Below are 26,049 nucleotides of genomic sequence, written 5' to 3'. Positions count from 1 at the left end.
AAAATGATAATAATTAAGACTAAAAAACATCGTCTTCCTGAATAGTTTCCATAATAAATTCTTTTAAACTCGGAGATATTTCTTCCATTTCGTCATCCGCGTGATACCAAATATATATTTTATCATCCATTTTTCCATTATTTATTTTAAAGCACAATTTATCCCCTGAACCATCGTCACCAATTATGATAAGATTTTCTGGTATAGACTCATCTCTCATGTCAATATTTTGTCTAACAATATCATCCCAAGTTTTCGTTACATTTCTATTATCTTTAATCGGATATAGTATCCATTCCCCTATTTCAGCATTATTAACTAATTTAATAAGATCCCTATATTGATTTGGGAAAGCAGCACCTAGCTTTTCTTCCGTTTCTTTTATTTGCAACTCCAATACACCTTGTTTCTTTGTTTCAATATATTCTCTTACTTCTTTCATGAAATACACCTATCCTTTGAACTTAATTACACTATTATGAGTGAAAGTGTTTAGTAAACGATTTGATCCGATTTATATATTTCATTATACGTTAACCCTTCGTTTTCAACATACTATTCTTCTCTACTTCTCAATAACCTTCTGTTCTACTTCCTTACCTCATTCTTAATAGTTTTTCTAAACATGAGACAATTTTTATGTTTTATTACAGGTTTATTAATAAGTCATTTAAAAATCCTATTATCCTTCTACTAAAAAAATAAAAGCCAGCCTCAATAAAGAGAACTGACTTCTATTTGGATAATTATTGTTATTATAAAATTTTCACTTTAACAGTTTGTCTTCCCCAATTTATAGCTTTACTTTTTGAACCCATTAAAACATCAATACGATTACCTTTAATTGCACTTCCAGTATCACCAGCGATCGCTTCTCCATAGCCTTCTACCCATACTTTAGATCCTAATGGGATTACTTTCGGGTCAACTGCGATAATTCTCATATTCGGATTTTCCGTTAAATCATGCCCCATCGCAGTTAAAACGCGTCCACCATATGTACCATTTTCACTTGGATCAGCAGTATACGCTGTCGCTACTACCGTTAATTCACGTTTAGCAGACTGTATGTTGTTTTTAGATGCTTCTTTCGCTCTCTCTTCTTCTTTAGCCTTTGCTATTTCTCTTGCTTTCTCTTCTTCTTTAGCTTTTGCTATTTCTCTTGCTTTCTCTTCTTCTTTAGCTTTTGCTATTTCTCTTGCTTTCTCTTCTTCTTTAGCTTTTGCTATTTCTCTTGCTTTCTCTTCTTCTTTAGCTTTTGCTATTTCTCTTGCTTTCTCTTCTTCTTTAGCTTTTGCTATTTCTCTTGCTTTCTCTTCTTCTTTAGCTTTTACTATTTCTCTTGCTTTCTCTTCTTCTTTAGCTTTTGCTTTTTCTTCTTCTTTAGCCTTTGCTATTTCTTGCACTTTCTCTTCTTCTTTAACTTTTACTTCTTCTTTGATTTTTGCCTCTTCTTTAGGCTTTACTATTTCTTGCGCTTTTTCTTCTTCTTTAACTTTTACTTCTTCTTTGACTTTTGCCTCTTCTTTAGGTTTTACTATTTCTTGCGCTTTCCCTTCTTCTTTAGGTTTTACTATTTCTTGCGCTTTCCCTTCTTCTTTAACTTTTACTACTTTTGCCTCTTCTTTAGGCTTTACTATTTCTTGTGCTTTCGTTGTTTCTTTCGCTTTTGCTACTTTCTGCGTCTTTACTTCTTTCTTTTCTTTAACTGATTTTTGTACTTTCGCTACTTGCTTCGTTTTCTCTTCAGTTTTCTTTTCAGTTGGTGCTGTACTTGATAGGAAAGAAACGTTTGCATAAGCAGTTTTTCCTTTATACTCAAATTGCAACCATCCGTCTTTTACTTGATGCGTTGATTCAATTACATCATCTTTTTTTAGTCTGCCAAGAATTTCTGAATCTGTGTTTGCTTCAGTACGTACATTTAACAAATTCGCCGTTACATGATATACATCTTTTGTAAACTCCGAACTTACAAACACTTCTTTACCATTCAACTCAATTTTTGACCAGCCATCTTCGGTATTTATGACTTTTAATTCTTGCCCATTCTTTACTTTTTCGACCACTTTTGATTCTGTAGTCGGTTTTTCACGTACGTTAAGTACATCTGCTGTTACGATTGTTTCTGCGGTAGCAGTTGTGGTAAACGCTCCCAATCCAAAAACAGTTGCTGTTGCTGCGCCAATTACTTTTTTCATATTAGCCTCCATTAAATTTTTTTGAATTTTATCAAATGCCTCCGTAAAATTGTATAATTTTACATAATATCAAAACATTTGCAACAGTATATTAATATTGTTTAATATACTGTTATTAAAACTCCTTACTCCAATACTATCAAATTCTCATTTCTAATTCTATATATTATAAATCTCCTTATCTTTTATAAAAGCTCCATGCCCTTCTTCACACTAAATAGTTGTGGCAATTCCCGCCAAAAATAAACTTACGATTGCTAAAATTTGAGTAGCGACAATAGCCCCTCTTAAATGAAACTTATAATCTTTATATCCTTTCATACCTTCCGTACTAGGAATCACAACAAACCTTGGAGTAATCCAGCAAAAAATTAGCCAATCAATTATAAGTAAATCTACTAAATTGAAAATCATTAAAATACCAAAAGTGTGTAAATAGGCATCCATATACATTAACTTTTCATGCTTATGTAGTATATATGTAGAAAGGAAAGGAGTACCGAAAAGAATAGTATTATATACAATATTAAAATAAATGGTTTGCTTTTTTTCATGAATCGATTTTGGAAAAACTACTTTTTGAATATCTTTCGGATAATCAGTTAACGAAAGTCGAGGATTATAATATAAGGACCCTAAAATCATTACGGATAGTACAATAGACATGATGACACCAACGTACATCATTTGCTCAAATTGATTCATATGCTTCATTCACCCTTTTCTGTAATTACTATGATGGTCATTCACTTAATTACATATTGTATGTACGTACATAATCAAAAATTAACAACTAGCTTTAATAGCGAAGCAAAATTGTTGCAATGCAAATGCAAATTTAATACAGTGGAAGCCTAATTGATACAGATAGGACTGGTGAAACCTATGAAAATTGAACATATTGCAATTTGGGTAAATGACTTAGAATGTATGCGTGATTTTTATATGAAATACTTTAATGGTAAAGCAAACTCTTTATATCATAATAAAACGAAACAATTTGAATCTTATTTTATTACGTTCGAATCTGGAGCAAGACTTGAACTTATGCGTAAAAAAGGGATTGAAAATAAGCCTAATTTAAACATAACTGGCTATGCTCATATGGCTTTTTCTGTCGGTAGTGAAGAACGTGTGAATGAACTGACAAAGGTGATAAAAGATGCTGGTTATCCTTTATTGAATGGACCACGTTTTACTGGAGATGGCTATTATGAAAGTGTAATAGGCGATCCGGAAGGTAATCAAATAGAAATTACGATTTAACTTACCCTTTTCCACCACCTCCGTATTTTTCCACCGATTAGGCGGTGCTGTTGCCGAGGTGCCAAATGAGGCGACTGCTTATTTTTACCGAAAAGCACTATCAAACATGTCAATATTTGCTACTTGGGGGCAATCAGAAGGTGCTGGTGGAAGTATTCGATGGGTTGAAGATTTCCGCTTGGCAATGCTCCCCTTTACAAAGGGTGTCTACGTTAATACACCTGACCTTTCCATTAAAAATTGGCCAGATGCATACTTCAGTTGCAACTTTGAACGATTAATGGAAGTAAAAACGAAATATGATCCAAAAAATATTTTTAACTTTCCGCAAAGTATTCCGCTTTTTTAACTGTTTAAAATTTTTTCCAAACTGCTAAGTAAACATTCATTTTATATTGTTTATTTAGCAGTTTAGTATAAAGACTCTTTTGTTTACATAATAACATTACGGATTATAAGATATTGCTCTTTTACTTCTCTTTTTACTTATAATGACTCTTCCTATATTAAAAGCAAAAGCGATAAAAAAGATAATACTCCCCATTAGAAATACTTCATTATAACTACGAATAATTCCATGCTTATATTTCTCCTTTAGTTGCTTGTAAATCTTGCTCTCCCCATCAGTTTGTAATAATATCTGTTGTTTTTTATTTATGGCTTGCAATACTTGTTCCCTTTCTAAATTTGACAAATCACTTTTTTTAATTGCAGTCACTACTTCCCTATTTACTTTCTCTTTTTCAACTAACAACTGATGATTTAGAAACATCACCAGTATCGCTACTCCAACAATACTTCCAACTGTTCTAGAAACATTACATATACTTGCAGCAACACCTGACTTTTCAATCGGCACACTTAAAACTGCTATTGTTGTATATGGCGCTAATGTGCAACCAGTTCCAATCCCAACGATTATTAATCGCCAAATATAATCCCATGTAGTAAAGTTTGAGTCTATTTGACTAAATAAATATGATGATAAAATAAATGTTAGTAGCCCCATACTACCTATTAATGAACTTCCCCGCTTTGCTGCAATTGGTGTTACTATTGCTGTAACAAGCATTGAAACAATCGCTAGCGTGCTAATTATTAAACCTGACTGTAATTCAGACATACCTCCTACTTGGACAAAATAAAAAGTAAGTATAAACAAAAAGTTCATTAATCCCATTCCAACAAAAAATAAAGAAAAATTTGAGATTGAAAACTCTTTATTTGTGAATAACTTTAATGGCAACATTGGATTTTTACTTTTCTTTTCAATGATAAAAAATAATATAAAACCTACGAGTGAGAGCATAAAAAGAAGTATTAAGCTTATCGTGCTTAAATGATTTGTATTTACTTGTATGAGTGCATATACAAGTAAGCATAGTGCAGATGCAGAAGTAATCATACCTGCCCAATCTATTTTAGAGCTTGCAGCATGATCATAAGATTCCTTAATACAAAGAATCACGAAGATGAAAGATAAAATACCAACTGGTATATTAATAAAAAACACCCAACTCCAATTTAATTTGTCAGTTAAAACACCTCCAAGTGAAGGGCCAATTGCCGCTGCTAATCCCCCAAAAGCTCCCATGATACCTCCTATCATACCTTGTTTCTCTCTCGGTACTAAATTAAGGCCTAGTGGCATAGCAACTGGTACGATAACTGCGGCGGAAATTCCTTGTATTATCCTAAAAGCCACTAATGTATGAAAAGAAGTGGCTATACCACACATAAACGAACTAACAGAAAATCCCAATAAACCAATAATATACAGCTTCTTACGACCAAACTGATCCGCCAGACGTGCTGCAATTAATAAACACGATACAAAGGCAACATTATAACTATTAGCAACCCAAGAAATTGTATCAATTGAAGTATAAAATGTCTTTGTCATTTCTGGTAATGCGATATTCACAATATTTGAATCTAAAATTGCCATAAAAAAACCCGCAATTAAAGCTATTAATGCAAATATATTCCTCATTTCTGCCACCCTTATTCCTTTTATTTATTTAAAATCCCATTCATAAATAAATTTACACATGTCTCTATATACTCTTCTAACTGAATCTCTTCTTCCGATATACTTACATTCATAATGTATAAAAACAGTTGTCCATAAAACATATTTGCTATCAAACTGTAATTACAGGTGAAAATGTGTCCCTTCTCACCAAGTTGCTTTAAATATTTTTCTAAGTGATTCACTAAATGTGAATTCAACTCGTGTAGCAATGTTTTCATTTCACTATTTTGTCTTGATTCTATTAACGCAGCCCAAATATAATTTAGCTTTGGTAAATTGGTTTGAATATATGTTTCTGCTACTTTCGTAAGGTCCTTATGTAAATCACCAGTAAATTGCTCTTCTATTTCCTCTAACAATGCAACTGGTGTCGTCCGTAAAATAATGCTCTCCCTAAAAAGATTTTCCTTATTTTTAAAATTACGAAATATCGTTAACTCGCTTACCCCTGCTTTTTCTGCTACTTCACGAATTGTTGTCGCTGTATATCCTTTTTCACCAAACAATAACGTAGCAGCTTCCATAACTTTTTCTCGCGCTGTTAATTTACCCATCTTTATTCCTCCATTCAATATGTAAGTAAGTGATTACTAACATATTATCATAAAAGAAAAATGAAAGTAACTAGTTACTTTCATTTTTCTTTATTTTCATTAACTATTCAATCATCGAAAGTAAAACGTTCTCAAGCTCTTTTTTTGACAACATACTATCATTTATATACACTTGATATGCATTTCTTCCTTCTTTTGCTGGCACAACTATTTTCATAGCCCTTACATTCGATTCTTTATACTCACCGAATGTAACGTCATAGCCATTTAATTTATATTTCTTTATATCTCCAGTAAAATTAGGTCCTCTTTCAGATGGTTTATCAAATGGTCTATCAATAAAGTAATCTTTATATTCTCCTTCAACAATTTCTAATTGATGAATTGTAAAACCTAATTCCGCCTCTGAAGTATGTGGCTGTTTTTTTACATTTTGATTTTCATATCTCATCGTAATAAGTGGCATAGGTTTTCCTAGTGTTGCTTCAGCTTTTACCTCTTCCAATACTAATTGATGTCCAACCGGAATATATGTTGGATGCTTGATTGGAAAACCAGTTATTTGTTCAGCTTGTTCAAATGTATAGGTAAAATGTTGATCTATTCTTTCTTCATATGTATGTAATTGTTCCATTACCTCTCTATCTCTCATTTCTTCATCAGCATTTAGACGATTGGTTGCTGTATATTGTCTCTCACCATTCTCTACGACACTTACTTTTTTATAAAAATAGTACGATTCCTGTAATAAAGTTACATACTTATCAAAGTCCTTTTCTGTAAATATACTTTTAGCAATTTCTATACGTTCCATTACGCCATTATAACCATCCTCAGTCATTCCCATATCTTGTCTTGCTTTTTCTGGTGTCCCTACAATTTTATCCATTAATGTTGTACCTGCAAAAGTACCGGTCGGTATTAAAATTGCCGTAGCTACAAATCCAAGCAATAATTTTTTCTTCATAGAAATCTTCCTTTTCATTTTCGACTGTTGGTATTTATAAAAAGAGTTTTGCACTTGATTATCTAGATTTGGAGACGGGTCTAGATTCTCTGCTTTTCTTTTTAGTTCATTCGTTACATATCTCTCAAAATCCATTTACTTCTTCCTCCCTTTCGTTTGGCATTTGTTCCATTTCCATTCTTAATCGTTTTAGTGCTGTGTGTAGTCGAGATTTCACTGTACCAATAGGGACTTGAAGAAGTGCAGCAATTTCATCCAAGCTATATTCATGGAAGTAACGCATAATGACTACTTCACGATGTTTATAAGATAAATTTTGTACAATTTCTACTAATTCACTTCGTGTTTCTTTATGTAAAATAACTTCATCCATTATGTAAGACCGATCTTGTTCATACATTTTCTTCTTTTCAAAGATTCGAAATCGTCGCCACGATTTACGACGACAATCCTGTACTTCCTTGACAACTAGTCCATGTAACCAAAAACGAAATGAACGATTCATATCATAGTTTGTTATGGACTTCCACATATTGATGTACACTTCATTAACTATATCGTCTACATCTTGGTTTTGACTTCCTACTAAAAATACTACTGTTCTATAAATATCTTTACATGTATATTCATAAATAATTTGAAAGGCTTCTTGGTCCCCAGACCCCACTTTATATAGCCATTCTTTTAATTGTACTTCATCCAAAGCTCCGTTCCCCTCTCATAATCCTTCACACTATATTCGCTCGTTTTTCACAAAAGGTTCATTTTACATAAAAATTTATTTATTACAATAAAAATATAAGGTATATTTTTATGAAAAGGAGGAATTCAATGATGAATACAGAGGATAAAATTCACGCTGAAAAAATGTTAAAAAATCTATTCATCGGATCACAAGTTGATGGATTACAATTTGGTATTTCTCCAGGCGCTATAAAGATTCATTTCACAAACTTTCACGACTCAGTTGATTATGACGGACAATTATATATCAATATCGAATCCAAATGGTATTTATTTAATAAACCTCAAAAAAGCTACCCATTAAATGAAGATGAATTTGAAGTTTATTCTGAGAAAGAAGAATATGAAAGAATATGTAAGATAAGAAGACAAAAAGTTACCGATATACAACTTGGCTTAGAAAGCCCTCATTTAATTATTACATTAGAGAGTGGACAAATTATTTTTTTAAATGGTTTTCATGATTATTATGAATGTTGGCAAGCTGGTGTCCTATGTGAGCAATGGCTTGTAGTCGCTGTACCTGGGAATGAAATCGCCACTTGGGCTCCCGATGAGTTTACCGATAAGTAAACTGTCTTCACGAAGAAGAAACGAAGATATTTTATGAAGTACTATACTAATGAACTACATAATCATTTCTATTACCCGTAAACAAAATGACGATTTTACTTCTCAAAAAAATTACGAAGATTATACACCAGAGAAATATCATTGCATATCTGTTGATGATGATATTATCAGTAGTTTAAATCAAAATTTATCAATTATGAAAACCTACTTCCATACAGTCAAAAATCAGAAATACGGTTTAGCTTATTGTGGTATTACAATTATCCCGCCTGAATCATTAGCAATTTTCTATGAAACAGTTACATCCTCAAAGTTCTTCAGAAAATCTGATGAGCTGAATGAGTTAGCTTCAAAAATTGTACAAGCTGCAGCAGAACAGAAGTACATGATCCATTATGGGGTTTAAATGTAATTCAAAAAATGCTTCGGATTTCTCCGAAGCATTTTTTGTATGTTACTAATACATTTATTCCTTAACCATTTAGTCAATGCTTGAGCCTATGGCCCCATCTTTTACAAGTGAGGGCGCCCCTATTAATCTAAATAAGCGTCTCATTTCCAATCTTCCAGCTAAACCATCTCCCATGCCCTTCTGTTTCTCCAACCGTTTCACGATATTCGTTTCCGTTAATATAATAATCAATATGAAGGTCACGATCCCACATGTTGTTATACAGGTGGAATACATCACGTTTTGCGCCAATTTCTTGTATTTGTTTTTCTAACTTATGTTTTACTTGTTCTGGTATTTGATTTGCAACATGTGTATGGAAAATACAAATAACAGCTTCTTCACTTATTTGTTCAATAATAGATGATAATAGCTCTACACCGTCTCCTTCTATTAATTGGACAGATTCATTTTTCACTAAAGATGCAGCTTGATCAAACATCTCAAGCCTTTCTTTATGTTCTGGCCAAATTAAAGCACGTAACCATAAATAATCTTCCTCATTATGTAAATCATTCACATGTAAGTCCAGTCCGATTCTTTCTACGACAGATGGGCTTTCTTTTAGAAAATGCGGCACATTCGTCCCTCTTATTTCAGAAGTTACATGCACATTTGAATTTATATTTCCGTACATTTCATCCGTCCCGTACGAATAACTATATTGGTCCCAGAACAGTTGCAACCCAGAACTTGTCCCAATTTCAATTAACGCTAACGGCTTCTTCACTTTGTTAAATATGTAGCAGAAACTTGGGTATAAGTATGCGCACCGTCTTACTTCATTTGTTTGAACGAGTTTCGTTTGTAACAAAGTAATGATTTCTTCTCGGTACTCTTTACAGAAATCTTTAAAATGATTAAAAGCTTTATCTAAATTTGTATCAGTATTTTCAACTAAACTACTATAATACGTTTTTAAATGATGTTCTTTCCCTGCTAGCAATAAATAATGTACTGCACCTAATAGTAAGTTTGGGACTGGTTGACCTACCTGAGCATAGGACGATAGTGTAAGTACTTCCTCATCTTCAGCAATTTTCATTGATAAATATTCATATAAATCACTTGACCCTTTACATTCCTTTATTGAAAAGTTTCGAAATAAGTTTGAAATTTGTTCTTTTGTACACATTAGAGTCCCTCCTTTTTATTTTTCAGAATAATCTTACCATTACAGAAAGAATAATCCTATAAAAAGGTACTCGATTTAGTCACTTAAGGATACGTAAGCTTTTTCGAGATAATTTCAAACTGTAATTTTTTTCTATTTATCACCTTAAAAGAGCTTGTTAAATAAGATTTTTAGCGAATAAAACGTTAAATAGTTTAAAATTATCAGATAACACTAGATATTTTAGTCTATTAATTATTATAATAGAGTATGAGATGGTTATATAATTGAGACAAAAAAGGTATACACCTAGGTGGGGCCTAGGCGGTGTTTCTCTTTTACGGCTTAGACATAGAAAACACCTACACTTTTTTGCCAATATAGGGGATGGAGAGATTATCATGAGCAACATGCAGCAAAAAACAGACGTTATCTTAATTGGTGCAGGAATTATGAGTGCAACGTTAGGCTCATTACTAAAAGAATTAGCACCAGAATGGGAAATTAAAGTTTTTGAAAAACTCGCAAGTGCCGGGGAAGAAAGCTCTAACGAATGGAATAATGCAGGTACAGGGCATTCTGCGCTATGCGAACTGAACTATACTTCCGAAAAAGCTGACGGATCTATAGATATTAGTAAGGCTGTAAAAGTGAATGAGCAATTCCAGCTTTCAAGACAATTTTGGGCATATCTTGTAAAGAGCAAATTAATTCGTAATCCACAAGATTTTATTATGCCACTACCTCATATGAGTTTAGTACAAGGGGAAAAAAATGTTGAGTTTCTAAAAAACCGTTTTGAAGCGCTTTCAAAAAATCCACTGTTTCAAGGAATGGAATTTTCTGATGCTCCTGAAACATTAAAAAGATGGCTTCCACTCATTATGGAAGGTCGCACATCTAATGAACCGATGGCGGCAACGAAGATTGACTCTGGAACAGATGTTAACTTCGGTGCATTAACACGTATGTTGTTTGATTACTTAAAAACAAAAAATGTCGAGCTAAACTACAAGCATAGTGTCGAAAATATTAAGCGCACGAAAAATGGTTTGTGGGAAGTAAAAGTACACGATATGAATAGTGGTAAAATTGAGCATCATACTGCTAAATTTGTCTTTATTGGCGGCGGTGGCGGTAGCCTACCTCTACTTCAAAAGACTGGTATCCCTGAATCAAAGCATATCGGTGGCTTCCCAGTAAGTGGACTATTTATGGTATGTAAAAACCAAAAAGTTGTAGAGCAGCATCATGCGAAAGTGTACGGTAAAGCTAAAGTTGGCGCTCCGCCAATGTCTGTACCTCATCTAGATACGAGATATATAGACAATAAAAAAGCTTTACTGTTTGGACCATTCGCAGGCTTCTCACCTAAATTCTTAAAAACTGGCTCAAATCTTGACTTAATCGGTTCTGTAAAACCGAATAACGTCTTAACGATGTTAGCCGCTGGTGTAAAAGAAATGGGACTTACAAAATACTTAATTCAGCAAGTTATGTTATCACATGAAAAACGTATGGAAGAATTACGCGAATTCATTCCGAACGCGAAAAGTGAAGATTGGGATATTGTAGTTGCTGGACAACGTGTACAAGTAATTAAAGATACTGATGCTGGCGGTAAAGGAACACTTCAATTTGGTACAGAAGTAGTAAGTGCAGCTGACGGCTCAATCGCCGCATTACTAGGCGCATCACCAGGTGCTTCTACTGCTGTTCACGTCATGCTTGAAGTATTAGAAAAATGTTTCCCAAGCCGCATGGTAGAATGGGAAGAAAAAATAAAAGAAATGATTCCTTCATATGGCATTTCACTAACTGAAAATCCAAGATTGTTCCAAGATCTTCACACTTCTACTGGTCGTACACTTGGATTAAACGAAAAAGAAACTGTTCATAATTAATGAAGAAATAAAAAACGTCCGATATATTCGGACGTTTTTTTGTCTACTAAAAATTATACTTATCAATATTATCTTTCGTAAATACAACTCGTTCTGGTAATACGATAATTCCATTCCCTTCTGCCTCATAATCATATCCTTGAATGGAGTTTGGCTCTACCTTCACTTTTCCAATTCCTTTTACTTCGAAGCTATCCCCTACTTTTAACTTCTTCCCTTTTACAACAATTTCATTTGCTACATACGTTGCGAGAGCACCTTGTTGTTTTACATCCCATAAACCAAATTGTTGTACTGTTCCTCGTTTTACATAATCACGCATAACGTTCGGTGTAGAAAATCCAGTTACCACTACTTTTTTATCCATTTTTAAATTTTCAGCTGCTTGTGCCATTGCAGGAAGTGCTGTTGCATCTGGACAAATGATTGCATTAATATCTGGATACGTTTTTAAAATATTCTCCCCTACTGACAAAGACTTTTGCGCATTATTTTCACCGTACTGCGTCGTTACAATTTCCCAGTTCGGATATTTCTCTTTAATAATTTCTTTCGCTTTCGTTACCCATTGGTTTTGATCTGTTACTGTTGGGCTAGAATAAAAAAATGCTACTTTCCCTTTATCTCCAATTTGCTTGGAAGTCATTTCAATTAATAAGTTAGCAAGTTGGTCTGGTGTTCCTTGGCTTATATAAAAGGAACGGTCTTTCGGATTCACATCGGAATCCCAAGTTAAAACAGTCATCCCTTTTTTCTTAGCACGTTGCAGTGATTGTGATAAACCATCTACTGATGTAGAAGAGACCATAAGTGCATCATAGTTTTGGTTAATAAAATTGTTTATATATTTCACTTGCCCAGATACGCTTGCTTCAGACGGTCCATCATATTTCACTTGTACGCCTAGTTTATCCCCCATCTCTTTTGCTCCTTCACCACCTGATGTAAAGAAGCCAACTCCAGTTAATTTTGGGATAAATGCAAATTTCACATCATCAGCTTTTTTCTTATCTGCGGTTTGACTAGAACAAGCGATTAAACCGATTAAACAAATACATACAATGAATACAATCCCTAGTTTCCTCTTCATGACATTTCCCCCTTATGCAAATTCTTTCTTTTCCCCAGTGTGAATTGATGTAATTTGAAATGTTTCATAATAACTGAAAGAATAAGAATCATACCAATTACTACGTTGGATTGTTCATTTGTTAAACCCGTCATTTGCAAACCATACTGCATGAGCCCAATAAAAATACTCGCTAGTACAGTACCGATAATGCTTCCTTTTCCCCCTGTAATAAGTGTCCCGCCTAATACGACTGCTGTAATGATTGGTAAAATTGTTTCACTTCCCATATCAGCACGTGCGGAACCAAAGTATGCGGTTAAGAAAGCACCTCCTAATCCACCTCCTAACCCGGAAAGTATGTAAGCGATAATGACTACTTTTTTCGTTTTAATCCCGGTGTATTTTGCTGTATTCTCGTTCGCACCTGTTAATTTTACATGGCGCCCGTATATAGTTCGATGAAATAATACAGTAAATAAAACTGTTAATACGATCAGTAGCCATAATAAATTCGGTATTCCTATAAAACTACCGTTTGCCAGTTGTACAAATGTGTCAGGTAAACCGCTTATTCCTTCGTACCCAGAAGCACCTGCTCCTCCTGAAATGACGAGTGCAATTCCTCCGTATAAAAACATCGTTCCGAGTGTAACGACGAGTGGTTCTACATCTGTCATTTTTATAATGAGTCCGTTTATAGCGCCTGCTAAACAACTAATTATTAGGGCGATTATGACAGCAAACAAAATAGGTATTCCGTTCATCCAAAGTACACCGATTAAGATCGAAGTGAGCCCCATTATTGAGCCGATCGATACATCAATTCCTCCTGTTACTATAACAAAAGTCATTGGTATCGCCGCAATTGCGATAAATAAGAAATCCTTTGTACTAAAAAGGAGATTACTAATATTTAAGAAATCACTATTTATTAAACTAAAAAGGATGAATTCTACAAGAAGTAATACAATTAGAACCCCTTCCCATCTATATACATACTTCATAGATTCATCCTCCTTTCTGCCTTCCACTTTTTCATAACACTATCTAATATGATGATAAGTAATAATAAAAAACCTGAAATAGCATTATTCCAAAATGCTGGTATTTTTAAAAAGACGAGTGAGCTACTTATTGTTTCTAAAAATAACGCTCCTAATGCAGCTCCAAATAAAGATCCTGTTCCTCCTTTTAAGTGAATTCCTCCTAGTACAGCGGCTGCGATTACTTGTAATTCTAATCCTGTACCTGTTTGATTTGGCACGAAACCGATATTCATAACAAATATGCAACCAGCGATCGCAGCGCTTATGCCTGAAATCATAAACGCATATATCTTCACTTTATTAACAGGTATACCAATAAGCCTCGCGCCATCTTCATTATCACCTACCGCATAAAAGTATCTTCCCAATGGCACTTTTCTTAAAAAGAAGTATAGTAGTAGTAAAATAATAAGAACGAACCATACAGTTATAGGTAAACCAAGAATGATGATAGATGGCAGCTGCTTAAAATCGTTTGGAATATCTTCAATCCACTTCCCGCCTGTGAAAATTAACATTGTACCTCTAATAATTCCTAACATGCCTAATGTCATAATAATGGCTGGTACCCGAAACTTCGCAACTCCAATACCATTTACGAAACCGATAATGGCCCCAAGTATAATAGCTACAAATATCGACAAGAATGCACTATACCCATTCGTTAACATCATTCCGCAAACTGCTGCACTTAACCCCATGCTTGAACCAACTGATACATCTATATTTTTCGTAAATAAGACGAACGATTGACCGATTGCTAGCACGACTAAAATAACGCTTGATTTCATCAGTAAAGATAACGAGTTAAATTGAATAAAACTAGGGTTTATCATTCCTACAATAGCTATATAAATTAGTAGTAACAGTATGATAGACGTTTCATGCATTTTTAACATATGTTTCATTCCGCTACACCTCCGTATGCAAGGCGTGTAACTTCATTCACACTCAGTTGTTCTTTTTCCATATGAGAAACAAATCGCCCATTTCTCATTACATATACACGGTTTACTAATTGGACAATTTCTTCAACATCTGAAGAGATTAATAAAATTGCGAGTCCTTCCCTTTTCATTTTTTTTATCGTCTCATACACTTCAAGCCTTGCTTTCGCATCAATTCCGCGAGTCGGCTCATCAAGAATAATAATTTTAGGATTACATGCAAGATACTTCGCAAGCACGACCTTCTGCTGATTACCTCCTGATAAAGATGCCAGTTCTTTATTCATATTCTGTACAACAATTCGGAACTGTTCTATAAACGAATTAACTAAAGCGCTTTCTTTTTCTTGATTTATAAAAAAGCGATTATTTTGATATAAACTTGCTGCTGCAATATTTTCTTTAACAGAAGCACTTGAGAAAATTCCATTCCTCGCCCTATCCTCTGGCACATAAACTAGTCCTTCGTCTAGCCTTTTATGCAAAGAACACGTATCAATTGATTTTCCGCCCAATAAGATAGACCCTGATTTTATAGTTTTCAATCCAAATATCGCTTCTGCTAATTCCGTTCTGCCAGATCCTATAATGCCAGCAACACCTACAACCTCACCCGCATGTACAGTGAATGATATATTTTCGAATGCGTGACCAGTTATATCAACCACTTCTAATATTTTTTTCGTCTTTGCTGTCTCTTGAACTACTTCTATTTTCTCTTTCTGTTTATATCCTTTTGGCAATAGTCCCTTCATCAGCATGTCATATGTATAGTCACATACATCACCTTGGCTTACAACCATTCCATCACGTAGTATTGCTACTTTGTTGGCAATTTCAAAGATTTCTGGAAAACGATGCGTAATATAAATCATCCCAATTCCTTTTTCTTGTAAACTTTTCATCAACACAAAAAGACTCTTAATTTCGTGTGTTGTTAATGTCGATGTTGGCTCATCTAGAATAAGAATCTCAGCTTCTCTTATTAATCCTCTAACGATTTCTACTAACTGTTGTTGCGCAATCGATAATGTTCCTCCTAGTTTATTAAGGTCAATATCCCATCCTAAGCTGCTAATCAATTGCTGAATCTGTACTTTTAGTTTCTTTTTCTTTTCTTTTAACCCGATACATATATTTTCTTCAATAGTCATATGCGGAAAAATGAGTGGTTCTTGCGGTATTAAATAAATACCTTTTCGGTGTGCTTCTGATGGATTTGAAAACTGTTGCTTCATTCCTTTTACATACATCTCTCCATCATCATACGAATATAACCCCGTTAATATTTTCATTAATGTTGATTTCCCGGCGCCATTTCCCCCCACTAAAGCGTATATATCTCCGCGCTCTACTTGTAAGTTCACTTCTTTTAATACAAGTTGATTTAAAAACGCCTTACTCATTTTCTTTACTTGTAATAAAGGTACGTTCTCCACATGATGTCACCTGCCTTTATCCAGAACATTTTTTGAGAAAATGATTATTTGTTCTACTTGTTTTGTAGCATTGTATATTCCTTTTTTTATATCTAGAACACTTTTTTCTACGTACTATTAATCGTTTCAACTGGAATAAACAAAATATATGGTACATATGTTTAATCTGTGGTCAATTGTTGAAAGGGATGAAGAGTATGACTCAGCTGAACTTTGAAGAAAATTTATTAACGAAAGTAGCTTGGTACTATTATAAAGACCAATTAACACAACAGGAGATCGCGTCACTTCTTCATATTTCAAGAAATAAAGTCGTCCGGTTATTAGATAAAGCGCGGAGTGAAGGTATCGTTACATTTCACGTAAAAGGGACTGGTTTGCACTGTTTAAGTATTGAGCGTGACCTAATGAAAAAATTCCACTTAAAAGATGCTTTTATTATCCCTACCCCAGTAAACAATTATCACGCTTCTCTCGGAAAAGCTGCTGCACAATATTTAGAAACTCATCTCCAGCAAGGCGATTTACTCGGTATTGGCTGGGGAGAAACAATTAGCAAAATGCTAGAAAACATTCATTTTGAAAGTTCTATCAACCTTTCAATCGTAACGCTCACAGGCGGGGTAAATCACTATCTCCCGAGAAAACAAAACTATTTACACTACATGCAAGGCGAACTTCACATTATCCCTACGCCGTTTCTAGCGTCTACAACCGAAATGGCACAAAGTATTCTATCAGAACCGAGTGTAAAAGATATGCTTCAAGTCGCTTCACTTGCTCATACAGCTGTTGTCGGTATTGGGGGATTATCTCAAGACGCTACGATTGTAAAAGAAGAAAAATTAACACTACGTGAGATGACATATATTCGTAGTCAAAACGGTGCTGGCGATATTTTAGGACAGTTTTATAATACAAATGGCGATTTATTAGAGCTCTCGCATCACAATCGTCTAATTGGCACGCCCCTCTCTATTTTGCGCAATATGAAGCATGTCGTCGGTGTTGCTGGAGGTACTGAAAAGATAGATGCAATTTATGGTGCCTTAAAAGGAAAGTTTATTCATTCATTAATTACCGATGAGGAAACTGCCCTCTCCTTATTACGAAAGGATGGTGATTGTTAATGTCCCATTTATTAGCTTTCGATGCTGGTACAGGGAGCATTCGAGCAGTTCTTTTTGATTTACATGGTAATCAAATTGCAGTAAGTCAAACAGAATGGATTCACAAATCTGACCTTCGTTATCCAGGATCTATGAACTTTGATGTAGTAGAAAATTGGAAGCTAGTACAAGAATGTACGAAAGAGGTGCTTCAAAAAAGCAACACTCCTGCCTCTTCTATTCTTGCTATTAGCGCTACAAGTATGCGAGAAGGATTTGTTTTATATGATCAAGATGGGCAAGAAATATGGGCGTGTGCAAATGTTGATGGGCGCGCATCCGTCGAAGTTAGTGAATTAAAAGAAATTCGGTCACATCTTGAAAAAGATTTATATACAAAGTCTGGTCAAACTTTTTCATTAGGTGCTTTACCACGCCTACTCTGGATAAAAAAACATGAACCCGACGTCTATAATAATATTTACTCTTTTACAATGTTAAACGATTGGATTTTATATAAACTAAGCGGCGTACTACAAATTGATCCCTCAAACGGATGCACGTCAGGTATTTTTGACTTACAAAATAGAGTGTGGGATAACGATGTCGCTAAGGAGTGCGGTCTATCTTTGCCATTTTCACCAACAGTAAATGAAGCTGGTACAGTAATTGGCAACGTTACAAAAGAGTGTGCAGCATTAACTGGATTACGTGAAGGGATTCCTGTCGTCGCCGGGGGTGGAGATGCTCAAATGGCATCGCTCGGAACAGGAATCGTGAAACCGAATCAAACGTTAATATGCGGGGGGAGTTTTTGGCAACAAGAAGTGAACATTACAGAGCCAATAACGGATCCAAATGCTTCAATTCGCGTAAATTGTCACGTCGTTCCGAACTTATGGCAATACGAAACGATCGCCTTTTTCCCTGGTCTCGTTATGCGCTGGTTTCGAGATGCTTTTTGTCAAGAAGAAAAAAAACTCGCTGAAAAACTTGGTGTAGATGCATATGAATTATTAGAAGAACAAGCGAAAGACGTACCGACCGGGTCACATGGCATTATCCCTACTTTTTCAAACGTTATGAACTACATTTCTTGGCGTCATGCCGCACCTTCTTTTTTAAATTTAAGTTTAGACGCAGAAAAATGCGGTAAGAAAGAAATGTTCCGTGCTATTGAAGAAAATGCTGCTTTCGTTACACTCGGAAACTTAAAATTAATAGAACACCTCACTGGTACATTCCCTTCTGAAGTTGTTTTTGCTGGTGGTGCAGCTAAAGGAAAACTATGGCCACAAATTCTTTCAGACGTACTTGGAATCCCTGTAAAAGTACCAGTTGTGAAAGAAGCAGCTGCGTTAGGAACTGCAATTGCTGCTGGAGTTGGCGCTGGAATATATAAATCTATGGAAGAGACTGCCGAACAGTTTGTACAGTGGGAATACACATTTGAACCAATCACTGAAAATCACGAACTTTATAAGGAGTTCTATGAAACATGGAAAACTGTGTATGATAGTCAGCTCGCTTTAGCCGATAAAGGGCTCACCTCACATATGTGGATTGCACCCGGCGCTCTGTAACACATTACATAAAGGAGTGAAATGTATGTTAAAAGCGAATGAAAATGATTTCTCCTATCGCTTCGGTGATAACGGGCCGAAATATTTAATACAAGGACCGAATATTGATTTAGGCCTTGTTGTCATTCAGCCTGGGCAAGAGTTTCAAAACCATTATCATACAACGTGCGAGGAAGTCTTCTATGCATTAGAAGGTGAAATAGATTTCTACGTGAATAACGAAAGAGTTCCAATTAAACAAGGTGATGTCCTGCAAGTTCGCCCTCATGAATCTCACTATCTTATTAACCATTCTGACAAACCTTTTAAAGCAGTTTTTATAAAGTCACCACATTTACCAAATAAAGATACGGTACAAACGGAAAATCCAACATTAACGAAGGAGTGATTCCTAATGACTTGGGGATTTAAAAATCGATTAAATACAATTTTACCTGATGGCAGAGCGGTTATGCTAGCAATAGATCACGGTTATTTCTTAGGACCAATTCACGGACTAGAACAACCACTTGAAACAGTAAAAAACTTACTTCCTTATACAGACTCCCTCTTTTTAACGCGTGGTGTACTTAGCTCCTGTATTCCTGAAAACTGCAGCACACCGATGGTTATACGTGTATCTGGCGGCGCTACTGTCGTCGGTAAAGATTTAGCGAATGAAACAATTGTTACACCTGTGAAAGAAGCAGTAAAACAAAACGCAATTGGCGTCGGCGTTTCTGTTTTCATTGGATCAGACTATGAAACACAAACTGTTACAAATCTCGCAAATGTAGTTTCTGAAGCTCATGATTACGGCCTGCCAGTACTCGGCATTACCGCAGTCGCAAAAGAATTACAAAAACGTGAAGCTCGCTTTCTAGCACTTGCTTCCCGCGTATGTGTTGAAATGGGTGCTGATATTATTAAAACGTATTACTGCGAAGGATTCGAAAAAATAACGAGCACATGCCCTGCCCCAGTTGTCATTGCTGGTGGACCAAAACTAGATTCAATTGAAGACGCATTAAACATTACGTACAATGCGTTGCAAGAAGGCGCAATTGGAGTAGACATGGGCCGAAATATATGGCAATCCGAGCACCCAGCTGCGATGATTCAAGCAATACATGGCATTGTAAAAAATGGATTGAATGTGAAAGAGGCACTTGAACTTTATGATGATGTGAAGAATTAATGTGAAAAGACAGACTATTTATTAGTCTGTCTTTTTTTACTTTACAGTGAAACTTTCTTAATCCGTCTTCTAATATGATACATACTTAAATTCTATACACCTTCAAATGATTACTCTAGATGATTACTATTAAGCTTTGAAACTTTCTTACCTTCTCTATAATCAAGACAAGACACTTCAATTAATAAGCCATTAAATACTGTAAAATAAAAACCATAACTACTACCTCGCATCAAATAAGGTTCCTTGTCTATTTCAATGCCGCCGGCTACTAAACGATTATACGCTTGATCCACTTCACTTGATGTATCCACTAAAAAACCAATATGAAAAGCTTCCGGATACGTAACTTCCTTATTCCCTTTAAATGCTTTTGGATCACTTAGTACAAGTATAAAACCACTCTCATCACTCATGACTACAAGTGCTTTCCCTTTTTGCTCCAAAAATTGAAAATCAAAAAATGTTTCAAAGAAATGTCTCGCTTCCGATAAATCATCAACACATAAATTTAAATGATTCAGCTTCATGTACTCATCTCCTTTTAAACTGAGCGTATATGGATTCATTTTTTTCATAACACTTAAATATATAAGGGAAAATATTCAAGCGTTCCGTCTAAGACTATGCTTTATAAGTCTAATATTTTTTTCTATAGCCTAGAACGTTTTTTAAATGAATGAAAGATTTCCTATCATTCCCATCCCCCCAGTAATAAAAAAGAGGATACATGTTTGCTTCTACAACATGTATCCTCTGCTTGTATATTACGACTGTTGATAAGCCGATTTCGATGATTTCACATAATAAACTGCATGATTCACATTAATAATATGATCTGGCTTTGGTTTACCACGGCCCGCTCTATGTCCAGCTAAGTGTTCTTCACTTGTTTCCCAGTTTTTCCATGCTTCTTCAGATTCCCAGCGAATCATTACGACAACTTCTTCGTCGCCGCGTCTTACTTTTTTCACGAGAACACTTAAGTCGATGAAGCCTTCAAATTTTTCAATAATACCTTCTCCAGTGAAACGTTCTACAACTATATTTGATGTACCTTCTTTTACTGTAAATGTTTTCGTTTCGATAAACATATATCCCACTCCCTCTTTGTTATACGAATACTAGTATTCTTCTATTATAATTGATTATGATAATTATTTTCAATTGTAAAGTTTTAATTTTTTGAATTATGCTGATTTCTTTTCTATCGCCTCATCTAAAAATTTAAAATATGGAAGTAACATCCCTATTAAAGATGTAACACATATAATTGCACCGATGATTACATATAGCGCTCTTACTCCCCACATTTCACTCAATATTCCCCCTACTAACACACCTAATGGCATAGCGGATCGTATAAAAAATAAACGCACTGAAAATACTTGTCCTATCATATTATTTGGGACGGTTTGTTGGCATATTGTCGTGTTATGAACATTGAAAAATGCAATACAAATCCCTGCTATTACTTCAATTATTATTGCAATGATAATACTATGATTGAACCCTAATGAAATGTATGTGAGTCCCCCTATAAACAATCCTCCGAGCATAAGTATACGCCGACTTTTATATGTTACTTTTCCGACTAATACTGAGCCAATTACGTAGCCAAGTGGAAAACCTGCCATGAAATAACCGTACTCTGCATATCCCGCTGACAGCTCATCTTTTATATAAGGAAGATTTGTAACCATCGTTACCCCTACTCCAAACTGCACGAAAGTAAGAAATATACCGAGCCAAACGATGATTGGTTTTGTGAAAAAATATGTAAAACCGTGAAAAAACTGTTCTAGCCACGTTTTCCGAATAGGTTGCGACGTTCTATTTTCTTTTATATAAAATAAGAAAGTGCCACTAACAAATAAACATATGCATACGAAAGATAATGTAAGTTCTGTTCCAATCAAATGAATGACTACTCCGCCTAATACTGGCGCAAGAAACATCATAAGGCGAGTCATTCCATCAATGTACGCATTTGCATCTTGAAGTTGTTCTTTCCCTACAATGCTCGGTGTAATTGCTTGACTTGCAGGTGTATAAAGTGGTGTAATAAGTCCCACTACAATTTGAACAACATAAATGTGCCAAACTTCTATACTACCCGAAACTAGCATCACCAAAGGTAATAAAAATACGGACGCTCGTATCCATTGTGAAAATATCATAATCCACTTCCGGCTCCATTTATCAATAAATGGGCCACTTATTAATTGCAATATGAGTGATGGGATGAAATATAATAACCACATACTACTTAAAGCCATTTCTGATCCTGTTAACTCATATACTAGAATTGAATTACATAACGTTCCGAAAGCCCCTCCTAATTCAGAGATTGCACTACCAATCCACATAAAAAAGAACGAACGATTTTTCAATACACTCTTCATTATAGCTCACCAACTTTTCTCTTAAATTCCTCCCTTTATGTACATTCTTGTTGCATATTATCTACTCAAAAACGCTTCTAATTCTTTCGCTAACGACTGCACTGCTTTCTTTCTTAATACATATTTTCCGTCATGTATATCAACTAACTTCGCTGCACGTAACAATTTCAAATGATGGTGTACAGTCGATTTACCGAGTTGCAATCTTTCCGTTATTTCCTGTAATGTACGTTCTTTTTCAAACAACATTTTTACAATTCGCAATCTCACTTCATCTCCAAGAGCCTTATGTTTTTGAACTAAAAAATAATTCGGTTCATACGGATCTTCAGGATGAATACTTTCATTCGCAACTGGATAATGAAATACTTTCGTATCATCAATATCTGCTTCAATATTCCACGGTCTGTACGTCATTTGCGGAATAAGAAGTACGTGATGAACACTTGGCTCTGGCATATAGTTCACTCCGCCAGTCGCCCACTCGACAAACTCTTCCGGCTTCATCTTTTTATTCATTTCATTTTTTGCTTCATAATCTCGTTTTAATATAGAAAGTATTTCTTCTTCCTCACTCTTAATTACACTCTCATACCACCCTGTCATTACAGCGATTAAATGAGATTTCAGCACTTGTACATCTACATCACATATAAAGCGAATGTACGTAGAGAAAAAATGATGATCATGTGTTAATTCCTTTAGCTCATGTATTGCAGTTCCATCTCTACTTGCGGCTAAACGTCTTTTTTTCTCATATTTCTCCCCTAAAAACGGTAAACATGTATACTTCAAATCTTCTTCTGAAAGTGAATCGATTTTAGCATGAAACTGCGATACACCCTGTATGTCTTCTTCATACAACAACTGAAGCAATGCTTTCCACGTATTATTTTCTTCGACAAATTGTAAGTGCTCTCTCATTTCTTCTGTTAATGATTTCTTAATTTCTTCCCATTCATTTTGACTCTTTTCAAGTGTATCAATTAACCTTTTATGAGTAATAGCAGCAATGCCAAGCGCACATTCGAAAAGTATCGAATATTTCACTTGAACGTTATAAGTTTCCCTCTTTCTACTCGTTATGTGATAGACCTCCATTTTTATCCCCTCCTTGTTTGCTATATATTAAATTCTATTTTTATCGAATTTAACCTTCTATATTTTTAGAATTATTTTGCGACTTCAAAAAAACTCTAATCAATGAGCAAATAGAGAAAGGTTTATACTCTTTTTCATTCTGACTTAATTAAAGCCTTGATTATTAAGTATCATATTAAAAAGAAGTTTTTTAATGGCTCTGTTATAAGTTGTCTTTCACCCTCTTGTGCAACTATAGAAAAGGTTTATTGAAGAGAAAAGAGAATTGGTTTTATGAAGAAAAATGAACAGGAGGCTATACGAATGGGAAGAAAAGAAATGTTGCAAAATGGAGTCCAACAAGTTTTTTACGAAGAAGAATGGTACCCACCAATATCAGAAGCGTTAAAGAATCTTACGGTTGAACAAGCATGTTGGCAACCAGAAGGTGCTGCCAGTAATACGATTTGGGAAAATGTGAACCATTTATTAATCTTTAAAGAACGCCTACTTTCCCGCTTACATGAAGACGACACATTTGTTGCTCCACAAAATAATGATGAGACGTTTATCCAAGGTGGACCTAATGATGATGCCGCTTGGCAGCAAACCGTAAAGCGAACGCTTCAAGTACATGATGCCTTACAATCTTCATTAACCGCCCTTCAAGAAGCAGAACTAGATCAACTAAGTCCTTCTCTACCAGTTTGGCAACAATATATGAATATCCTTTTGCATGATGCTTATCATACAGGACAAATTATACAGCTTCGGAAACTTCAAGGTTCATGGCCAACTCACCGTTCTTATTTATAAAGTGAAATTTTAATCAGCTCTTACCAATCGGGATTTTGCGGGCAGCCCACCCCCACCTCACTTCTTTGCTTTCCTTGAATTTTGAGGTAAAAATCTTACTGCCCGTTAATCCGGAATAAACGATGTTTAAAATCGCATACGTTTAATATCCAACAAAACAATTGAAAACAGCTAATTGTTCGATAATTACTACGATTGCTCAAAATAAAGCAAATTAAAATACATTGATTCCTAACATAACTTACATGCTTCATAACTTCTAATCATAATCCAAATTTGGAAGAATAGATGCTTTTTTATATACAAATAATAACTCTCAAGGAGTTGTTGACATGTATTTCATATTGAATATGTTAGGGATTTTCGTTGTCATATTAATCATTTTCTTATGTTCGCCTAATAAAAAACATATAAAATGGAGACCAATTGTAATTCTCATCCTATTGGAGCTTTTTATTACGTGGTTTATGTTAGGCACAAAGCTCGGCAGTATTATCATTAATAAAATTGCGTCATTTTTCAGTTGGCTACTAGCATGTGCGAATGAAGGTATTCGATTTGCATTTCCTTCAGCTATGGAAAGTCAGCACATTGATTTCTTCTTTAGTGCGTTACTTCCTATCATTTTTGTTATTACTTTTTTCGATATTCTTTCTTATTTCGGAATCTTAACTTGGATTATTGATAAAGTAGGTGCAGTTATTTCAAAGATTTCTCGTTTACCAAAGTTAGAAAGTTTCTTTTCGATTCAAATGATGTTTTTAGGAAACACCGAAGCACTTGCGGTTGTTCGGAATCAATTATCTGTTTTAAAAGAAAATCGATTATTAACTTTTGGAATTATGAGTATGAGTAGCGTTAGCGGATCCATTCTTGGTGCTTATTTATCAATGGTTCCAGCAACATATATTTTCAGCGCAATCCCATTAAACTGTATTAACGCATTAATTTTAGCCAATGTATTAAATCCTGTGGAAGTTTCGAAAGAAGAAGACGTTGTTTACACACCTTCAAAACATGAAAAAAAGGATTTCTTTTCTACTATTTCAAACAGTATGTTAGTTGGGATGAATATGGTTATCGTTATTTTAGCTATGGTAATTGGTTATGTAGCTTTAACAGCATGTTTAAATGGGATTTTAGGATTTTTTGTAACGGGGTTAACAATTCAAAAAATCTTCTCCATTATCTTTAGTCCTTTTGCATTTTTACTCGGTTTATCAGGCAGTGATGCTATGTATGTAGCTGAATTAATCGGGATCAAAATAACGACGAATGAATTTGTTGCAATGATGGATTTAAAATCAAACTTAAAATCGCTACAACCGCATACGGTTGCGGTTGCAACGACATTTCTAGCTTCTTTTGCTAACTTTAGTACAGTAGGTATGATTTACGGAACTTACAATTCATTATTTGGCGGAGAAAAATCATCAGTCATCGGTAAAAATGTTTGGAAGCTTCTTGTTAGCGGGATGGCTGTTTCTTTATTAAGTGCTATGCTCGTTGGGCTATTTGTATGGTAAATAATTTTTATAATAAAAGACACCCAAGCCAATTGAGTGT

General features: G+C 34.8%; 27 protein-coding genes. 11 read left to right on the top strand and 16 right to left on the bottom strand.

The genetic code is table 11. The features are described from left to right. Positions 1-19: 19 nt before the first annotated feature. From MKY38_RS07665 to MKY38_RS07655, 3 genes are all read right to left on the bottom strand, one after another. Positions 20-442, bottom strand: coding sequence for an SMI1/KNR4 family protein (locus MKY38_RS07665; protein WP_000665935.1), 423 nt, complete (start codon positions 440-442; stop codon positions 20-22). A gap of 313 nt (positions 443-755) precedes the next feature. Beyond that, the gene (entB, locus tag MKY38_RS07660) at positions 756-2,201 is read right to left on the bottom strand and encodes a cell wall-binding protein EntB (RefSeq protein WP_341048607.1); all 1,446 of its coding nucleotides are present in this window, start codon (positions 2,199-2,201) and stop codon (positions 756-758) included. A gap of 213 nt (positions 2,202-2,414) precedes the next feature. Continuing rightward, positions 2,415-2,906: a hypothetical protein gene (locus MKY38_RS07655; protein WP_001071243.1), complete on the bottom strand. Its 492-nt coding sequence runs from the start codon at positions 2,904-2,906 to the stop codon at positions 2,415-2,417. 180 nt (positions 2,907-3,086) lie between these two features. Here MKY38_RS07655 and MKY38_RS07650 point away from each other — a divergent pair, with 180 nt between their 5' ends. Next, on the top strand, positions 3,087-3,467 hold the full coding sequence (locus MKY38_RS07650; RefSeq protein WP_000687534.1) for a VOC family protein: 381 nt from the start codon (positions 3,087-3,089) through the stop codon (positions 3,465-3,467). A gap of 58 nt (positions 3,468-3,525) precedes the next feature. After that, entirely contained in the window at positions 3,526-3,816 is a 291-nt protein-coding gene (locus tag MKY38_RS07645; RefSeq protein ID WP_137072912.1) for a BBE domain-containing protein, read from the top strand. A gap of 96 nt (positions 3,817-3,912) precedes the next feature. Here the strand turns inward: MKY38_RS07645 and MKY38_RS07640 are convergent, their stop codons facing one another. From MKY38_RS07640 to MKY38_RS07625, 4 genes are all read right to left on the bottom strand, one after another. Continuing rightward, on the bottom strand, positions 3,913-5,460 hold the full coding sequence (locus tag MKY38_RS07640; protein WP_044307010.1) for an MFS transporter: 1,548 nt from the start codon (positions 5,458-5,460) through the stop codon (positions 3,913-3,915). 20 nt (positions 5,461-5,480) lie between these two features. Continuing rightward, positions 5,481-6,056 (bottom strand): TetR/AcrR family transcriptional regulator, encoded by a 576-nt coding sequence (locus MKY38_RS07635; RefSeq protein WP_044307009.1) that lies wholly within the window; start codon positions 6,054-6,056, stop codon positions 5,481-5,483. A gap of 103 nt (positions 6,057-6,159) precedes the next feature. Then, positions 6,160-7,158 carry a hypothetical protein gene (locus MKY38_RS07630; protein ID WP_044307008.1) on the bottom strand — a complete coding sequence of 333 codons (999 nt, stop codon included), beginning with the start codon at positions 7,156-7,158 and terminating at the stop codon, positions 6,160-6,162. Then, complete coding sequence (locus MKY38_RS07625) at positions 7,148-7,726, bottom strand: sigma-70 family RNA polymerase sigma factor (protein ID WP_044307007.1); 579 nt, start codon at positions 7,724-7,726, stop codon at positions 7,148-7,150. Before MKY38_RS07625 ends, MKY38_RS07630 begins: the two co-directional genes overlap by 11 nt. Positions 7,727-7,857: 131 nt before the next feature. Here MKY38_RS07625 and MKY38_RS07620 point away from each other — a divergent pair, with 131 nt between their 5' ends. Continuing rightward, complete coding sequence (locus MKY38_RS07620) at positions 7,858-8,340, top strand: hypothetical protein (RefSeq protein WP_114555555.1); 483 nt, start codon at positions 7,858-7,860, stop codon at positions 8,338-8,340. Positions 8,341-8,389: 49 nt separating this feature from the next. Then, a complete protein-coding gene (locus tag MKY38_RS07615) occupies positions 8,390-8,746 on the top strand; it encodes a hypothetical protein (protein WP_001106576.1) in 357 nt (118 codons plus the stop codon). 133 nt (positions 8,747-8,879) lie between these two features. On the opposite strand, the gene MKY38_RS07610 is transcribed toward MKY38_RS07615, so the two are convergent. Continuing rightward, entirely contained in the window at positions 8,880-9,926 is a 1,047-nt protein-coding gene (locus tag MKY38_RS07610; protein ID WP_000337442.1) for a DUF2332 domain-containing protein, read from the bottom strand. A 380-nt stretch (positions 9,927-10,306) separates the two neighbouring features. Between MKY38_RS07610 and MKY38_RS07605 the strand changes: the two genes are divergently transcribed. After that, entirely contained in the window at positions 10,307-11,809 is a 1,503-nt protein-coding gene (locus MKY38_RS07605; protein WP_000069139.1) for a malate:quinone oxidoreductase, read from the top strand. 46 nt (positions 11,810-11,855) lie between these two features. Here the strand turns inward: MKY38_RS07605 and lsrB are convergent, their stop codons facing one another. Genes lsrB through MKY38_RS07585 form a run of 4 tightly spaced genes read right to left on the bottom strand, consistent with a single transcriptional unit; the run spans position 11,856 to position 16,313 of the window. Continuing rightward, on the bottom strand, positions 11,856-12,899 hold the full coding sequence (lsrB, locus tag MKY38_RS07600) for an autoinducer 2 ABC transporter substrate-binding protein LsrB (RefSeq protein ID WP_065224535.1): 1,044 nt from the start codon (positions 12,897-12,899) through the stop codon (positions 11,856-11,858). Next, the gene (locus tag MKY38_RS07595; RefSeq protein ID WP_065224536.1) at positions 12,896-13,885 is read right to left on the bottom strand and encodes an ABC transporter permease; all 990 of its coding nucleotides are present in this window, start codon (positions 13,883-13,885) and stop codon (positions 12,896-12,898) included. Before MKY38_RS07595 ends, lsrB begins: the two co-directional genes overlap by 4 nt. After that, positions 13,882-14,835 carry an ABC transporter permease subunit gene (locus MKY38_RS07590; protein ID WP_025710051.1) on the bottom strand — a complete coding sequence of 318 codons (954 nt, stop codon included), beginning with the start codon at positions 14,833-14,835 and terminating at the stop codon, positions 13,882-13,884. Before MKY38_RS07590 ends, MKY38_RS07595 begins: the two co-directional genes overlap by 4 nt. After that, the gene (locus MKY38_RS07585) at positions 14,832-16,313 is read right to left on the bottom strand and encodes a sugar ABC transporter ATP-binding protein (RefSeq protein ID WP_070180239.1); all 1,482 of its coding nucleotides are present in this window, start codon (positions 16,311-16,313) and stop codon (positions 14,832-14,834) included. The genes MKY38_RS07590 and MKY38_RS07585 overlap by 4 nt, the downstream gene beginning before the upstream one ends. A gap of 197 nt (positions 16,314-16,510) precedes the next feature. Here MKY38_RS07585 and MKY38_RS07580 point away from each other — a divergent pair, with 197 nt between their 5' ends. Genes MKY38_RS07580 through lsrF form a run of 4 tightly spaced genes read left to right on the top strand, consistent with a single transcriptional unit; the run spans position 16,511 to position 20,182 of the window. Next, the gene (locus MKY38_RS07580; protein WP_000192709.1) at positions 16,511-17,443 is read left to right on the top strand and encodes a sugar-binding transcriptional regulator; all 933 of its coding nucleotides are present in this window, start codon (positions 16,511-16,513) and stop codon (positions 17,441-17,443) included. Beyond that, on the top strand, positions 17,443-19,005 hold the full coding sequence (gene lsrK / locus MKY38_RS07575) for an autoinducer-2 kinase (RefSeq protein WP_341048595.1): 1,563 nt from the start codon (positions 17,443-17,445) through the stop codon (positions 19,003-19,005). The genes MKY38_RS07580 and lsrK overlap by 1 nt, the downstream gene beginning before the upstream one ends. Positions 19,006-19,030: 25 nt before the next feature. Beyond that, complete coding sequence (locus MKY38_RS07570) at positions 19,031-19,393, top strand: cupin domain-containing protein (protein WP_000909986.1); 363 nt, start codon at positions 19,031-19,033, stop codon at positions 19,391-19,393. 6 nt (positions 19,394-19,399) lie between these two features. Next, entirely contained in the window at positions 19,400-20,182 is a 783-nt protein-coding gene (gene lsrF / locus MKY38_RS07565) for a 3-hydroxy-5-phosphonooxypentane-2,4-dione thiolase (RefSeq protein ID WP_341048593.1), read from the top strand. Positions 20,183-20,292: 110 nt separating this feature from the next. Here the strand turns inward: lsrF and MKY38_RS07560 are convergent, their stop codons facing one another. The 4 genes from MKY38_RS07560 to MKY38_RS07545 all read right to left on the bottom strand — a co-directional run bounded on the left by MKY38_RS07560 (position 20,293) and on the right by MKY38_RS07545 (position 23,688). Continuing rightward, positions 20,293-20,712: a VOC family protein gene (locus MKY38_RS07560; RefSeq protein ID WP_000773085.1), complete on the bottom strand. Its 420-nt coding sequence runs from the start codon at positions 20,710-20,712 to the stop codon at positions 20,293-20,295. 237 nt (positions 20,713-20,949) lie between these two features. Further along, positions 20,950-21,276 carry a heme-degrading monooxygenase HmoA gene (hmoA, locus tag MKY38_RS07555; RefSeq protein WP_065224540.1) on the bottom strand — a complete coding sequence of 109 codons (327 nt, stop codon included), beginning with the start codon at positions 21,274-21,276 and terminating at the stop codon, positions 20,950-20,952. A 96-nt stretch (positions 21,277-21,372) separates the two neighbouring features. After that, positions 21,373-22,587 carry an MFS transporter gene (locus tag MKY38_RS07550; RefSeq protein ID WP_065224541.1) on the bottom strand — a complete coding sequence of 405 codons (1,215 nt, stop codon included), beginning with the start codon at positions 22,585-22,587 and terminating at the stop codon, positions 21,373-21,375. Between the two features lie 57 nt (positions 22,588-22,644). Continuing rightward, the gene (locus tag MKY38_RS07545) at positions 22,645-23,688 is read right to left on the bottom strand and encodes an ArsR/SmtB family transcription factor (RefSeq protein ID WP_065224542.1); all 1,044 of its coding nucleotides are present in this window, start codon (positions 23,686-23,688) and stop codon (positions 22,645-22,647) included. Positions 23,689-23,991: 303 nt separating this feature from the next. On the opposite strand from MKY38_RS07545, the gene MKY38_RS07540 reads away from it, so the two are divergent. Together MKY38_RS07540 and MKY38_RS07535 are read left to right on the top strand one after the other, a co-directional pair. Beyond that, the gene (locus MKY38_RS07540; protein WP_000532733.1) at positions 23,992-24,483 is read left to right on the top strand and encodes a DinB family protein; all 492 of its coding nucleotides are present in this window, start codon (positions 23,992-23,994) and stop codon (positions 24,481-24,483) included. Positions 24,484-24,815: 332 nt separating this feature from the next. Continuing rightward, positions 24,816-26,009, top strand: coding sequence for a NupC/NupG family nucleoside CNT transporter (locus MKY38_RS07535; RefSeq protein WP_341048588.1), 1,194 nt, complete (start codon positions 24,816-24,818; stop codon positions 26,007-26,009). The last annotated feature ends 40 nt before the right edge of the window (positions 26,010-26,049 follow it).

Source organism: Bacillus sp. FSL R5-0585, from assembly GCF_038004545.1.
GTDB classification, from domain to species: domain Bacteria; phylum Bacillota; class Bacilli; order Bacillales; family Bacillaceae_G; genus Bacillus_A; species Bacillus_A cereus.
Note: the sequence above shows the minus strand (reverse complement) of the source record. Positions and strands in the feature narration are given on the sequence as shown.